This window comes from Levilactobacillus humaensis, from assembly GCF_024345185.1.
Taxonomy (GTDB): domain Bacteria; phylum Bacillota; class Bacilli; order Lactobacillales; family Lactobacillaceae; genus Levilactobacillus; species Levilactobacillus humaensis.
In genome coordinates this window covers 1-13,718 of sequence record NZ_BROB01000008.1, presented here as the reverse complement: position 1 = coordinate 13,718, position 13,718 = coordinate 1, and the positions used below count along the sequence as shown (strand labels likewise).

General features: G+C 48.6%; 13 protein-coding genes. 4 read left to right on the top strand and 9 right to left on the bottom strand.

The window, feature by feature from the left end; translation table 11 throughout:
• The first annotated feature begins 113 nt into the window (after positions 1 to 113).
• Positions 114 to 980: an alpha/beta hydrolase gene (locus OCU14_RS03625; protein WP_261809831.1), complete on the top strand. Its 867-nt coding sequence runs from the start codon at positions 114 to 116 to the stop codon at positions 978 to 980.
• A gap of 61 nt (positions 981 to 1,041) precedes the next feature.
• Here the strand turns inward: OCU14_RS03625 and OCU14_RS03620 are convergent, their stop codons facing one another.
• The 3 genes from OCU14_RS03620 to OCU14_RS03610 form a co-directional block, all read right to left on the bottom strand.
• The gene (locus OCU14_RS03620) at positions 1,042 to 2,172 is read right to left on the bottom strand and encodes a GGDEF domain-containing protein (protein WP_261809830.1); all 1,131 of its coding nucleotides are present in this window, start codon (positions 2,170 to 2,172) and stop codon (positions 1,042 to 1,044) included.
• Positions 2,173 to 2,383: 211 nt separating this feature from the next.
• Positions 2,384 to 2,545: a hypothetical protein gene (locus OCU14_RS03615; RefSeq protein ID WP_261809829.1), complete on the bottom strand. Its 162-nt coding sequence runs from the start codon at positions 2,543 to 2,545 to the stop codon at positions 2,384 to 2,386.
• 153 nt (positions 2,546 to 2,698) lie between these two features.
• A complete protein-coding gene (locus OCU14_RS03610) occupies positions 2,699 to 3,706 on the bottom strand; it encodes an NADP-dependent oxidoreductase (protein ID WP_261809828.1) in 1,008 nt (335 codons plus the stop codon).
• Positions 3,707 to 3,838: 132 nt separating this feature from the next.
• Here OCU14_RS03610 and OCU14_RS03605 point away from each other — a divergent pair, with 132 nt between their 5' ends.
• Positions 3,839 to 4,381, top strand: coding sequence for a TetR/AcrR family transcriptional regulator (locus OCU14_RS03605; RefSeq protein WP_261809827.1), 543 nt, complete (start codon positions 3,839 to 3,841; stop codon positions 4,379 to 4,381).
• A gap of 106 nt (positions 4,382 to 4,487) precedes the next feature.
• On the opposite strand, the gene OCU14_RS03600 is transcribed toward OCU14_RS03605, so the two are convergent.
• Positions 4,488 to 6,947, bottom strand: coding sequence for a phosphoketolase family protein (locus OCU14_RS03600; protein ID WP_261809826.1), 2,460 nt, complete (start codon positions 6,945 to 6,947; stop codon positions 4,488 to 4,490).
• A gap of 615 nt (positions 6,948 to 7,562) precedes the next feature.
• Positions 7,563 to 7,865 carry a hypothetical protein gene (locus tag OCU14_RS03595; RefSeq protein WP_261809825.1) on the bottom strand — a complete coding sequence of 101 codons (303 nt, stop codon included), beginning with the start codon at positions 7,863 to 7,865 and terminating at the stop codon, positions 7,563 to 7,565.
• A 212-nt stretch (positions 7,866 to 8,077) separates the two neighbouring features.
• Between OCU14_RS03595 and OCU14_RS03590 the strand changes: the two genes are divergently transcribed.
• The gene (locus tag OCU14_RS03590; RefSeq protein ID WP_261809824.1) at positions 8,078 to 8,722 is read left to right on the top strand and encodes a glutathione binding-like protein; all 645 of its coding nucleotides are present in this window, start codon (positions 8,078 to 8,080) and stop codon (positions 8,720 to 8,722) included.
• Between the two features lie 127 nt (positions 8,723 to 8,849).
• Here OCU14_RS03590 and OCU14_RS03585 read toward each other — a convergent pair whose 3' ends face one another.
• The 3 genes from OCU14_RS03585 to OCU14_RS03575 all read right to left on the bottom strand — a co-directional run bounded on the left by OCU14_RS03585 (position 8,850) and on the right by OCU14_RS03575 (position 10,332).
• Entirely contained in the window at positions 8,850 to 9,116 is a 267-nt protein-coding gene (locus tag OCU14_RS03585) for a type II toxin-antitoxin system Phd/YefM family antitoxin (RefSeq protein WP_261809823.1), read from the bottom strand.
• Positions 9,117 to 9,220: 104 nt separating this feature from the next.
• Positions 9,221 to 9,826, bottom strand: a complete 606-nt coding sequence (locus tag OCU14_RS03580) for a DJ-1/PfpI family protein (protein WP_261809822.1) — start codon at positions 9,824 to 9,826, stop codon at positions 9,221 to 9,223.
• Between the two features lie 41 nt (positions 9,827 to 9,867).
• Positions 9,868 to 10,332 carry a VOC family protein gene (locus OCU14_RS03575; protein ID WP_261809821.1) on the bottom strand — a complete coding sequence of 155 codons (465 nt, stop codon included), beginning with the start codon at positions 10,330 to 10,332 and terminating at the stop codon, positions 9,868 to 9,870.
• A 222-nt stretch (positions 10,333 to 10,554) separates the two neighbouring features.
• On the opposite strand from OCU14_RS03575, the gene OCU14_RS03570 reads away from it, so the two are divergent.
• Positions 10,555 to 11,484 (top strand): tyrosine-protein phosphatase, encoded by a 930-nt coding sequence (locus tag OCU14_RS03570; protein ID WP_261809820.1) that lies wholly within the window; start codon positions 10,555 to 10,557, stop codon positions 11,482 to 11,484.
• 104 nt (positions 11,485 to 11,588) lie between these two features.
• Here the strand turns inward: OCU14_RS03570 and OCU14_RS03565 are convergent.
• Positions 11,589 to 13,718: LPXTG cell wall anchor domain-containing protein (locus tag OCU14_RS03565; protein WP_261809819.1), on the bottom strand; the 2,130-nt coding region annotated here is incomplete at its 5' end.

Sequence of the window (13,718 nt, the reverse complement as noted above, 5' to 3'; positions counted from 1 at the left end):
CCAATTTTGCTAAATAAATCCCGTTTTCCGGTCCAACAGTGCTATTCTAATCTCTGTAAACACGATTCTAGAAAACTGAGGGTACCCATTTTCCCTCCAAAGAAGGTTATCACATGAACGAAGCTGAACAGGAACGGACTGACCACGCCAAGAAGACCCGGGTGATCAGTTCCGAGCACTGGCAATCCGAACGAATCCGGAAAGAAATCTTTACGGATAGCCATCAGAACGAATCGACCGTCGTCATTCACGAACCCAATTACGTCCCCGCCAAGGGCCTTATTATTGACTTTCACGGGAGTGGCTTCGTCCACCTCCACAACGACAACGATACCTTTTTCTGCAAACGCATCGGCAATGCCACCGACTACACTGTCCTCGACTTTGACTACCCGTTAGCGCCAGAGCATCCCTTCCCGGCAGCCTTAGATGCCTGTGACCAATTCGTGCAGCACGTCCAGGCCAACTACCAGGATTATTGTGTCGATCCCCAGCAGCGACTGGTTTTAATTGGCCACAGTGCTGGTGGTAACCTGGTGATTGGCACCCAGATGCGGGCCTTGACGCGGCAACAACCCGTTGCCACACTAGCCATTCTCGACTATCCGGCATTGGATTTGGACACCGATCCCGACGACAAATCCTACCCTGAGGGGGCAGTCATTCCCGCCGAAGTTGCCAAGCGCTTTAACCGTTTCTATCGGGCCAATGTGCCGCTCGGCAATCCTTACGTATCACCGGTTCTGGCGAAGCACGACGCCTTAGTTGGCTTTCCACCAACGGTCATTCACACCGCCGATCACGATACCTTAGCCGATGAAGCTGAAAGCTTTGGCCAACACCTCATCGCGGCTAACGTCACCGTCACCATACACCGCTATCTGAACTCCCTACATGGGTTTACGGTTGGTGAAACCGGAGAGGGTCACGCCTCTTTTCTGGCAATGGTTCGTCACATTCGTCAACTTAGTTTAGGTTAATTAAAAGGCGTCAATTCCGTTCATTGGAATTGACGCCTTCTGTCTAATCTCGTTTATTCTGCTAGGCCACGGTAATCTGCATCCGTCCGTGTCGCTTGGAGTGATACAAGTTGCGGTCCACGCGATTGTAGAAGTCCATTGGTGACTGGTCATCTCTAACGACAGCCGAGACGCCGACTGAGATCGTGACGTTAAACTTGTGCACGCCGGACTGGATCTCAAGATGATTGATGGCTTCGAAGATTTCGTCGACCACCGGCTTCACATCGCCGACCTCGGTCCCGGGAAAGAGTACGTTAAACTCCTCGCCCCCGGTACGGTAGAAGGTCGCTGGCAATGGATTGGCATCGAGCACCGTTTGCACGGTCGACGCCACCTCACGCAACACCAGATCACCAACAGAATGGCCATAGGTATCGTTGAATTGCTTGAAGTGATCGATATCAAACATCATCATCGACAACGGCTGATTGTCTGATCGGCTCCGGTGGAAGTACTCATCCATGGCATCGGTATACGCCGCAAAGTTCTCTGTCTGAGTTAAGGCATCGTGGCTGGCAAAACGCGCCAACCGGACCTTGAGCTCACTATCATGCGCCAGCATCGTGACGTAGAGATACAGGAGTACCTCAAAAATCAGGAGGTAAAGCCATTCTTGGGCAAAGAGCGTCCAGGAGAAGTTAAACTTCAACTTCATCCAGAACCACAGCAACCCCCCAAAGGGGATAGTGACCAGCAAGTACAATAGAATCGAATCTCGCTTCGTGTGGCACTTGATTCGCGTCTCATTGAGAACCCAGAAGAATGTCATTAGGGTGACCGCGTGGGCCCAGGACTGCCAATAACCAAGTGAACCATTAAAGAACATGTAAATTAAGCTAATCGGGATAAAATAGTAATAGGGAACACGAATGTTTAGGAAGTAAGCACAGAACACGACGGCAATTAGCTGAAAATTCATGAATTGCCAGGACGTGCTGGTGCCAGCCACGAGTGACTGAATACTGAAAACAAAGACTAGCATATAGATAACACCATACCAGGTGTTCACGACGTCATCGGCTACCTTGAGGCGTCGCTGATGGACCCAGGAGACTAGCCAGTTGTATGTGACCCAGTAAAGCGTCAACACGCCGAGAATAAAGAATACGCCCGTGACGAAAGGTGGAACCTGCCAGTGGGACCATGTCATTGCTAAAACCCTTCTTCTTTTAGAATAATCCAATTATTTCAGTCAGATTGTCCGCCAATAAGGCGCACTTATATAGTAATATAAGCGCTCTGCAAGAAGAAAACCATAACCAGAATGGGGTAAGTGTTGTGACGTGTGAATATTCTGATAGGAATATTGGGTTAGTAGGTTAACCATACGAAATTTTGAAGTACGCGACCGTTTTTTCCCCTTACTTGGGCTGTACGCCACCCAGGTTCTGGCTAAAGACCACCAGACAGAACCCTGCTAAGGCCGTTAACGAGGCGGTCGTATCAGATAAAAAGAACCCACCAACCATCGTCACGATCCCTAATCCAATAAATACTGTTCCCACTAGCTTGTGTCGTTGCATGCTTCTCGTCCTCCCGCAATCTGTCTTTTAATCGTTGGTCCAACTTTAACAGATGGGACGGACGGAGGAAAATAAAACGGCTTACAAATGCTGTTATATCAACGTTTACCTAACATTTACACGATTCATATCAAAGCACAACATGACTTTGAGCTAATCCGCAAATCGGATCAAGACCTTTCCTTTGGCGTGCCCATGTAAAACCAAATCCAGAGCTTGGTTAATCTCCGCTAAAGTAAATTCAGTGGGGTCAATGGCTGGGGCCAGTTGCTTGTCGGCAACGACCTTGGAAACTTCCTTAAGTTGTTCCCCAGAACTTTGAACGAAGATAAAGCGGTAAGATGCCCCAACCTTCTTGGCTTGGCGGTCTAACCGGAGTCCAGCGAAGGTGAACAACAACCGTTTGAAGGCAGACAACTGATGGTCAACCGCGAATTGCCGGTTAGGCCCCATGACCAGTGAAAGTAACCGACCACCGGGCTTGAGAATAGCCAACTCGTGCTCCAGTTCCTTAGGCCCGATAGTATCGATCACGTAATCCACTTTACCTAAGGTTTCCCAGTAGTTATCCTTCCGATAATCGAAGTACTGGTCCGCCCCCAAAGCGAGAGCGGCTTCTCGGCCCCGGGCATTTCCGCTGACGGCAACGGTTAATCCCATCGCCTTAGCCAATGGAATCGCCATCTGGCCAAATGAACCCGATCCCCCGGGAATCATGACGGATTCCCCAGCATGGGCGTCTAAGACGTCGTGAAGCCCCTGATAAGCAGTGAGCCCCGTCAGAGGAACCGCCGCGCCATGTTCGAAGTCCAGATCATCTGGCATCACAGCCAAGGCATCTTGATCAATGGCGATGTATTCAGCAAAGGCCCCAATCTTGGCCAATGGCATCCGGGCGTAAACCCGCTGCCCTTCCGTAAAGGCGGTCACAGCAGACCCAACGGCGGAAACGACCCCGGAGAATTCATTTCCCATCGTGATTGGCTTGGCATAATCCTGAATCAATTTGACACTACCAGTTCCGATCAAGCCATCAACCGGGTTGACGGCGGCGACTTTAACCTTGACGAGAACGTCATTTGCACCAACTGTTGGTGTTGGGACATCTTGTAGGTCGAGTTTAAAACCTTTATTGTAGGCACGTAATTGGGCTGCTTGCATGGGACACCATCCTCTTTGATTTTTCAGTAATCATATTTTGAGTTCATTCTACCGCCTCAAGTTACAAAAGTCAAAAAAAGTAACCTAATGTGGTACACTAGACTTAAATCTAACGAAGGAGGGACCCCACCTATGATCCAAACGACCCGCGAAAAAATTCTAATGACCGCCGAAAGCCTTATCATGCAGACCGGGAACGCCGAAGTGACGCTATCCGAGATCGCCCAACAATTGGGGATGACCCACGCTGCCCTCTATAAACACTTCAAGAATAAACAAGACCTCTGGGCCGCCGTCGCGACCGCCTGGTTCAACCGCGATATCCTCAGTCAGACCCAGATTGACCCTAACCAATCACAAAAAGACCAGCTTCACGACTGGCTGTGGGCCTTCGTCTCTGCCAAGAAGCAGGCAGCCACGTCCAACCCCCAGATGTTTGCCCTTAACACCCGCTACGTCGACAACCACCCGCAGGTCTTGCGTCAGGTTCTCACCAACGCCTACCGCGATATTGACCGAATCATGGGCTATCATGACGCCCACTACGAGCGTGCTGAAGCGATCCTGTCAACCCTGACCGTTTTCACGTTGCCCACCTTCAAAGACACCTGGGAGACTCCCGATTATCAGCACCGATTCGAACTGAACTGGTCCCTCATTAAAAATGGCCTTTAGGGCCACTTAGACGAGCCAAAGTGCAAAGCTTTGGAATTTTTCACAAAAAAGGCCCCACTCATTTCTGAGCGGGGCCTTCTTGTGATTACATTTTAATTAAAGAGAATTACTTCTTTAATGGCGTCCATTGCCACTTCGTAAATTCTTCAATATCGCGACCTTCGTCACGGGTAACCTTGAAATGCTTAGCTAAGATGTCATCCATCTTCTTGTCGAAGGCCTTACCGGCAGCTTCGTCAATAACACCCTTGGCGATCAAGGTGTTAACAGCATCCTTGGCTTGGTGGAAACGGTCTAATTCGGAGTATACACGCATGTCGTAGGCAGTCGTGATATCCCCATCTTCACGGTAACCGTGAACATGTAAGCCTAAGTGTTGACGTTCGTAGAATACGGATTCGATTAAGTCTTCGTACCCATGGAACCCAAAGACAACTGGGGTGCCGGATTCGCCGAACAGTGAAGTGAACTTGTCATCAGACAAGGCACGTTCTGCGTTCAGAGGGCCGTTCTTCTTTTGCAGACGTTGTAATTCAACAACGTTGACGTAACGCATCTTAACAGCTGGGAAGGCTTCGTTGATCAAGTCAACAGTAGCCAAGGTTTCGATGGTTGGTTCAACACCAGCGGAAGCAAAGACGATATCTGCATCTTCACCTTCAGCAACAGTGGAAGCCCAGTCGATTGCCTTGATACCTTCAGTAGCTAATTCTTCTGCTTCGTCTACTGAGAACCATTGTTGACGAGGTTGCTTAGAAGCCACGATGTGGTTAAGCTTTTGACGGTCAGTAAATGCCCGGTCAAAGACAGCCAATAACGTGTTCCCATCGGCTGGAAGGTACTGACGGATAAAGTCAGACTTCTTTTCAGCCAAGTGGGTCAACATACCAGGGTCTTGGTGGGTGTAACCGTTGTGGTCTTGTTGGAACACAGTTGAAGTAGAGATTAAGTTCAATGATGGGTAGTCATTCCGCCATGGTTCTGCGGCGGCTTGACGAATCCACTTGAAGTGTTGCGTGGTCATTGAATCAACAACTCGTAAGAAGGATTCGTATGACGTGAACACACCGGTACGACCAGTTAAGGTGTAACCTTCAAGCCAGCCTTCAGCTTGGTGTTCTGATAATTGAGCATCCAAGATACGGCCTTCTGGGGCTTCGTATTGGTCATTTGGTTCTTCGACCTTACTCATCCATTGACGGTTCGTAATCTTGAACATTTCCCAAAGACGGTTAGACATGGTTTCATCAGGTCCGAAGATCCGGAATGATGAAGGGTTCTTCGTGGCAACACCAGCGAAGAAGGTTGACAGAACGTTCATATCCATGTTCTTGTTGCCATCTGGCAAGTTCGTTCCACGGTTAGAAGCGTTGATGTCGTTAGCGTAGTCTTTCCAGTTAGGTAAGTCTAACGTTTCTGGCTTTTCGCCACGAGCGCGACCACCATTAGCAACTGGGTTAGCAGCCATCCGCTTGTCACCCTTAGGGGCAAAGTCAGCGACTTCTGCCTTCAAAGTACCGTCAGTGTTGAATAATTCGGCTGGCTTGTATGAGTTCATCCAGTCTTCAAATTCTGGCAGTTCATCGAAGTTGTTTTGGCTCAAGCCAAGTGGAACTTGGTGAGCACGGAAAGAGTTTTCGATTGGTTCGCCGGCTGGGTTGTGCGTAGGACCGCCCCAACCCTTAGGTAAGCGAGCGATAACAACTGGCCAAGCTGGGATAGTCCCATCTTCGTACTTGCCGTTTTCGCGGGCGTCTTTTTGGATTTGTTGGATATCAGCAATTGCCTTATCGAATAAAGCAGCAGCTTTTTCATGGTAAGTCATGTAGTCATGGATGTCGTCGTTTTCGAGGAAACGAGGTGACCAGCCCAAGCCTTCGAAGAACTTGGCAATCTTGTCATCGCTCATCCGTGAGAAGATGGTTGGGTTAGAAATCTTGAATCCGTTAACGTCCAAGATAGGTAATACGGCACCATCGTTCTTAGGGTTCAAGAACTTGATTGAGTTCCATGCAGTCATTGCAGGGCCAGTTTCAACTTCCCCATCACCAACAACAGTGAAGGCAATTTCGTCTGGGTTGTCTAAGACAGCACCAGTTGCGTGGGAAAGTGAGTAACCGAGTTCTCCACCTTCGTGAAGGGAACCTGGCGTTTGGGCCGTCATGTGGGAACCAATCCCACCAGGGAATGAGAACCGCTTGTAAAGACGAGCCATACCTTCGAGGTCCTGAGTAATTTCAGGGTAAGCATCCGTGTAGGTGCCATCCAAGTATGAGTTCGTAACCATAACTTGGCCACCATGACCGGGACCACCGATATAGAACATGTTCAAGCCGTACTTGTTGATTAAACGGTTGGCGTGGGCATACAGGAAGGTTTGTCCTGAAATGGTACCCCAGTGCCCGATAGGCTTAACTTTAACGTCTTCTTTTTTGATAGGTGTATTGGTAACTGAGAACAGTGGGTTGTCCTTCAGAAAAATCATTCCACCGGAGAGGTACGTTGTAGCACGCCACCAGGCGTCAACTTTTTCCAAGTATGACTTGGAATCGTAATCTACTGTCATGAATTTTACACTCCTTCGTCTTGGTCACAAACTTCTACTAGAATTAACCCGAGTTATTAGAGGTCAATTTATGTTCTTAATGATACTAATATTTTTCAAAAAGTCAACCTTTTTGAAAATTGATACGATCCAATTATGAAAAAGTTGGATTTCAGCCGGTTTTAACCGCCGTCTGGTGCGTCTTTCATCCCCATCGAAATCGATGTAATCGGCATGGAAGAATCGCGTAGGACTTCAATTGCCCTCAACCTGACTCGGAAGCTAACCCGTCAGTTGGCCACCAAATCCCCGGTTTTACAGCCCGGAACCTCATGATCGAGGGTCCGCGCCACTCACCGATTATTGACAACCAACTTGTGCACAGTATACCAGAAGCGAGCTGGTTCTCGCAGTAGTTTGCCTTGCCACAAGCAACCTTTCATAAATTAGGGTCAGGTGCGGAAGCGAGGACTTCGGGTGGTGCTCGGTGATACGAGCTGCGTGTGTTAGACGCAAAAGCCACGACAGTCGTCTTGGACTATCGTGGCCCTATCCTTTTAAAAGTCGTTTACCTGAAAATTTCTGTTCAAGGAAGACTAAATGTGCTTCTCAGTTATTATTTCAGCTTGTCTGACCTCAATGGAGCCACCGAAGTCGTAAACCTTGAATGTCGTCTACCATTTCACTATTGTCTTCTAACAATCCCAGTTCTTCAGCGCGAGCAATTAATAAGGCTTTCTCTACTTCAATGGGCAAGTGCGATACCCCTTTAGAAACTTTCTTTGTAATTACGGGATAGCCAAATCCCTGGTCATAATTAAACTTGGTAATGAAAACTTTAATGGCCGCCGCAGCCGTCAACCCAATATTTTTAGCATTCTGTTCGAACTCAACCTTTTCCTTTTTACTTAAACGAATTTCAATTGTTTTATCAGTCATCCCGAACGCCCCCGTTTTTATCATCACCATAGCATGCATTGACTTATTATGATGTCGCGACGTCTTAGGACTTTAGGTCATTTCTAATTTTTGGGTAGTACCGAGCCACTTTCATTTTGGCGTGTCATCGTCCTAACCAAGATGATTTGTTTAGGAAAATCCGGGAACCCCCGCTATACTTGACCTACGACAGTAAAGGAGTGTGTTCACTCATGAAAATAACTTTATTTTATGCCCCTGGTGCGAGTCCGCTGGCGCCTCATATCTTATTAGAGGAACTCGGATTGCCGTACCACCTGGAAAAGGTGGATTTAGACGAAAAGACTTGGTCGCAAGGCAACTACAATCAGTTGAATCCCAAATCCTACGTGCCTGCTCTACAGATCGATGACCGTCCCCTGCTGACAGAGTGTGCCGTTATCTTAGAAGTCATTGGCACGTTGGCCACGCCGTCCCCCCTCCCACCATACAATACGGCGGAATACTGGGAACAACGGGTCTGGCTCAACTACATTGCCACCGAGCTCCACAAGAATTTCATCTCCCCTGCACGCTATGGCAACTGGCTGCCCAACACGCCTGAAACCAAAGACCAGGTCTGGACACGAGTAAAGCCGCGGCTGGCCTATGTTGAAAAAGTGCTGGCGGACCGCGGTCCCTACCTGCTCGGCTGGGAATTTTCCATTGCCGACCCTTACCTATTCGTGATGACCAATTGGATGCAACGCCTGAACTATTCCTTCGATGATTTTCCTTGGCTGAAGGCCTTCGATGCCACCATGCGCGAACGGCCAGCCGTCCAGCGGGTCCTGCAACAGGAAGGCCGACCACACTCGCTGGAAGCTAAAAAAGACTAATCGCAGTGTTTGCGATCAGTCCTCTAAATATAACAATCAGTTAAATGACTCTATTCATAGTGACTCCATGCCGAATATATTTTAACAGTCTTATTCATTTCATCTAGCCGATGAATGTCTGGAAAAATTATAGAGAATCCCAATCAATGTGATCGGCATCCGCGTAGCCATGATCCTCTTTAGCCTCTCGCTCACGAACCTTATCCATTACGCCAAAATTTCCTAGGTGGATTGTCTCTTGAATAGAGTCCCAATCACTTTTGCTAACAAGTACGACCGCTTCGGTTTTATCTTCATTCGCCGATTGAATCGTAATCGGCCCTTTTTGACGATTAACATCCCTGAGTAACCTGTAAAGATTCTTGCGAGCCTTGGCGGGTGTGTATGTATCCATAGCGTCTCTCCTCTCAGCTAGCCCCCACTATCGTACAGCGACCGTCATACTTTGCAATAATAAAGTCCTGGCCAAGAAATTTGGTCAGGACTTTTAAGCACTATTCATTTCGGCAAATGATACGTCAGCTCTTCCGCCGTATAAGGCCGGTCTGTTCGGGCTGGTTCAAATGCACCATCTGGGACCTTGATGCCACAAGCTCGTGCCGCAGTAATCGCAAACTCCCGGAAGAATTGGAAACTGGAAGTGATGATCCCGTTGTCAGAAACTACCGGTTCGCGAACCAAATTCCCCTTAGGAATGAATGGGTTCAGCTCATAGGTCTCTTCAAACAGGCCACCAGTGAACTTCGTGTGATCCAACACCCCCGCCTTAGCCAAGAGAACTGGCGAAGACGACATGGCCGCAATGATCGGCCGTTTGGTCGACACATTCAGCCGGGCCAGAAAGGCCGCGTTACGTGGATCTTCTAGGGGAATATGGTAGTTGTCGATGCCTGGCAGGATCAGTAGATCGTAGTCCAACGGGTTCACCTCGGTGAAATCCTTTTGGGCCATAACCTGCAGATGATCCTCCCCTTCATACAACTGACGATCGGCACCAACGGTCGTCAGTGACCAGTCGCCCTCTTGAAAAGCCAGAATTTCGGTTAACGCCGAGATCTCAAAGTTACAGAAACCTGGGTACAACATGACTAGGGAACGCTTCATTGTCATGACCTCCATTTTCATCTGACACACCTGTCAACCACTTACTTAGCAGCCACTAGCGCCGCAATATTAATCTTCTTCATCTGCATCATTGCCTGAACCTGCGCGGGGGTCTGTGTCAATTCCGCCATGTTAGCTGGCACAATCTGCCAAGAAATCCCGAATTTATCTTTGGCCCAGCCACACCGTTCGGCTTCAGGGACGTGTGATAGTTTCTCCCAATAGTAGTCGATCTCGGACTGATCGGCACATTCAATCGTGAAGGAAATGGCTTCATTAATTCGAAAGGCTGGCCCGCCGTCGAGCGCCAGAAACTTCTGCCCATTCAGATGGAATGACGCATTGAGAATCTTACCCGCCATCCCCTCAAAGTGCTTGTCTAGCTTGGCTTCAGGATAGTAAGTGATCTCGTCGATTGTCGAATTAGGAAAGACCTTCAGATAGTAATGAATCGCTTCATTACAGTTATTATCAGCAAACCATAGACTTGGGACAATTTTATTCATAATAGCCTCCTAGATAGCCTTATTAGGCTCAAGTTTACCCGACAGTGAAAGCGAATTCAAGCACCAGTTAAAGTAGTTCCCCAACCAACATTCCGGACTGTTTTATGAACATCATAATAGCTAAATTAAGCGGTGCCCTCACTTTTACACAATCAACATGTAGTCTTTACATCCGCCGCGTATTCTGGAAGCTGTACCAAAGAAAGAGGAGGAGTTAGCAAGATGAAAAAACGAATGAGTACCTTAGTGACTGCCCTGTTGTTGACCACCACGCTGGGTTGGCAACAACCCCTGATGTCGATCACGGCCGCCGCTAAAACCAAGACGACCCAAACGACGAAACGGACCAAGGCCAAGACGGCGAAGTCCCAATCAACCCACATTAAGCTCCAAGGCGCCTCAAACGCCCGTGACTTAGGGGGCTACATCAACAGCAAGGGACAGAAGATCAAGGTTCACCGCTTAATTCGTTCCAACAGTCTCTCGACTTTATCCAAGTCCGACCAAAAGAAATTGGTCAAGACTTACCACGTCGCAACCGACGTTGACTTGCGGACCGTCATCGAACAAGAAAAGAGTCCTGATGTGAAGATGAAGGGCGTTAAGCTGGTTAAGGCTAACGTCTTCAAATCCTTCGGTGCCTTCCCCGACTTCTCTAAGAAGAACGCCGGCGACAAGATGATGAAGAAGTCTTACCACGACGCCATCACCACGGCTCAAGGACGTAAGGCTTACAAGTCTCTGTTCCACCAACTCCTGAAGAACCCGAAGAACAAAGCCGTTCTATGGCACTGTTCAGCTGGTAAGGACCGTGCCGGCATGGGAACTGTATTGGTGCTCTCAGCCCTCAACTTCAACAAGAAGGCTATTGCAAAAGATTACTTGAAGTCCAATACATACCTGGTCAACACCAACAAAGAAAACTTGAAGCGTCAAGAAGCCGGCTGGAAGGCCCAAGGCAAGGAACTGACCCCAACGGTCATCGCCAACTTCAAGGCCCAAAACGGCGTTAAGATGGCCTACCTGAACACCATGTACAAGGCCATCAACACGAAGTACGGCAACATGGATAACTTCCTACACAAGGGTCTGGGGTTATCCAACACCCAACTGAAGCACTTGCGGTCAAGCTACTTAACACCCGCTAAGTAATCACCTAATCCATTTTCCATAATCATCCTACACAAAAGGCTCCTAGTTTCGAGGTAAGAAACTAGGAGCCTTTTGATCAATCCGTGTTCCAAAATCTGTTGCGGTTAGTGCCGCTTACGCCGGAATGGCACTAACAAGGTTGAGGATAACAGTAAACCTAATGCTACCAAGAACCCTTCATTCTTTTCATCCGTTTGTGGCAACTCTGTCTGTTGTTGAGAATCCACACGTCCAGTGACAACAGTGTCACCTGCAAGTGCTTCATTAACGTCATGAAGATTCGTTTCACTCTGAGCCAGTGGCTTCACAGCGGCCGATTGATTACCCAAGCTCTTGCCGTTGGTTGTGCCGGCCTTCTTCTGCGCTTTCTTCTGCGCTTTCTTCCGTGACGTTACCTTGTGGACATTTACTTTATCCGCAAGCTGACGGGTAAACGTTGGTGCGGTTCCAGTCTTATCAAACTTAATGGTAGTAGAACCACCCTTGCCATCAGGAAGAGTTGCAGATAAGGCACCAGATTTGATCGTACGCTGCTCAATGAGGTTGCCATCTTTCAGCTCACGAATGATCCGCTTACCACTTACTGGATCATACGTATAAACTACCTGAAGACCATCAGGCCATTTCTTGGTAATCTTCACAGTCTTGTCGGCGTCCTTCGTTGGCACAGTGACGACTGCTGGCGTATGCGTAAACGTCGGCACTGGATCTGAATCACTGAATTTGACAGTTGCGGTACCACCAGCACCATCTGACACGGTCACTTCCGGAGCATCGGGGTCAACTGGCTTCTGCTCAACAGTCTTCCCATTTCTTAGCTCCGTCACCATCCGCTGGTCAGTTGTCGGATCATAGGTAAAGGCTGTCTCGCTACCATCTCGCCACTTCTTAGCAACTTTGACGATAACGCCATCAGCGTTGGTCGTCGTGGCAGTAACATCACCCGTAGACTTATCAGTCTCTGTCTTCGTCGTTTCATGCTTAAACGTTGGCTCTGCACCTGATTGCCCGGTATCAACAATTGTTTCGATACCATCCCCAGTTGCCAATGTTGCCTCTGAGGAATCAGGGTCGATTGTCTGCTTGTCGACTAACTTCCCGTCCTTTTGTTCCGTTACATTCCGATTTCCTGTACTTGGATCGTAGGTGTAGTCCGTTTGACTGCCATCGTTCCAGGTCTTGACAACTTTAACAACATTGCCGTTCTCGTCTTTGGTCGTGGCGGTAACGTTATTAGACTTATCAGTCGCCGTCTGCGTCACCTCATGATCAAATGTTGGTTCATTGGTTGTTGGGTCAATGCGAACGGTAGTGTTCGTATTGTCATCATCAGCAAATGTTGCCTTATCAGAATCAGAGATCAGCTGCTGTTTGTCGCCAACTGGTTTCCCATCTTTTTGTTCACTTACAAAACGTTCTTTTGTAGAGGGATCATAGGTGTAAGTTGTTTGGGTGCCATCAGGCCACTGCTTAACGACCTTGATGACGTTGTTTTTGTCATCTGTCGTCGTGGCAGTAATCACATTGTTGGACTTATCAGTTGCCGTCACCGTCGTGTCATGTTCAAACGTTGGCTGCGACCCTGCTGGTTGCACAGTATTAACGATGGTATCCACACCATCACCGTTGGATACCGTTGCCGTCGTATCACCAGACTTGAGTGACTTCTGATCAAGTGTCTTCCCGTCTTTTTGATCCGTTACCGACCAATCTCCCGTAGCTGGATCATACTTGTACGTCGTTTGGCTCTTATCTGGCCACGTCTTGACGACCTTAGTGACGTTTCCGTTGGCATCAGTCGTCGTGGTCGTGTCACCATCCGTCTTCGTTGTCTCATGGTCAAACGTTGGCAGCGTCCCTGCTGGTTGCCCAGCATTAATAGTCGTTTCAACACCGTTGCCGTCCGATACCGTTGCCGTCGTATCACCAGGCTTGAGTGTCTTTTGGTCAAGCGTCTTCCCGTCTTTTTGATCCGTTACCGTTGCAGTCTTAGTCGTTGGATCATACGTGTACGTCGTTTGACTATCATCAGGCCACGTCTTGACGACCTTAGTGACGTTCCCGTTGGCATCGGTCGTCGTGGTCGTATCACCATCCGTCTTCGTTGTCTCATGGTCAAACGTTGGCAGCGTCCCTGCTGGTTGCCCAGCATTAATGGTCGTTTCAACACCGTTGCCGTCCGATACCGTTGCCGTCGTATCACCAGGCTTGAGTGTCTTTTGGTCAAGCGTCTT

Excerpts from the sequence above, each read along its gene's own strand:
- OCU14_RS03615 (WP_261809829.1), bottom strand. The coding sequence starts at position 2,545 with ATGCAACGACACAAGCTAGTGGGAACAGTATTTATTGGATTAGGGATC.
- OCU14_RS03580 (WP_261809822.1), bottom strand. The coding sequence starts at position 9,826 with ATGAAGCGTTCCCTAGTCATGTTGTACCCAGGTTTCTGTAACTTTGAG.
- OCU14_RS03605 (WP_261809827.1), top strand. The coding sequence starts at position 3,839 with ATGATCCAAACGACCCGCGAAAAAATTCTAATGACCGCCGAAAGCCTT.
- OCU14_RS03570 (WP_261809820.1), top strand. The coding sequence starts at position 10,555 with ATGAAAAAACGAATGAGTACCTTAGTGACTGCCCTGTTGTTGACCACC.
- OCU14_RS03595 (WP_261809825.1), bottom strand. The coding sequence starts at position 7,865 with ATGACTGATAAAACAATTGAAATTCGTTTAAGTAAAAAGGAAAAGGTT.
- OCU14_RS03590 (WP_261809824.1), top strand. The coding sequence starts at position 8,078 with ATGAAAATAACTTTATTTTATGCCCCTGGTGCGAGTCCGCTGGCGCCT.
- OCU14_RS03585 (WP_261809823.1), bottom strand. The coding sequence starts at position 9,116 with ATGGATACATACACACCCGCCAAGGCTCGCAAGAATCTTTACAGGTTA.
- OCU14_RS03610 (WP_261809828.1), bottom strand. The coding sequence starts at position 3,706 with ATGCAAGCAGCCCAATTACGTGCCTACAATAAAGGTTTTAAACTCGAC.
- OCU14_RS03600 (WP_261809826.1), bottom strand. The coding sequence starts at position 6,947 with ATGACAGTAGATTACGATTCCAAGTCATACTTGGAAAAAGTTGACGCC.
- OCU14_RS03575 (WP_261809821.1), bottom strand. The coding sequence starts at position 10,332 with ATGAATAAAATTGTCCCAAGTCTATGGTTTGCTGATAATAACTGTAAT.
- OCU14_RS03620 (WP_261809830.1), bottom strand. The coding sequence starts at position 2,172 with ATGACATGGTCCCACTGGCAGGTTCCACCTTTCGTCACGGGCGTATTC.
- OCU14_RS03625 (WP_261809831.1), top strand. The coding sequence starts at position 114 with ATGAACGAAGCTGAACAGGAACGGACTGACCACGCCAAGAAGACCCGG.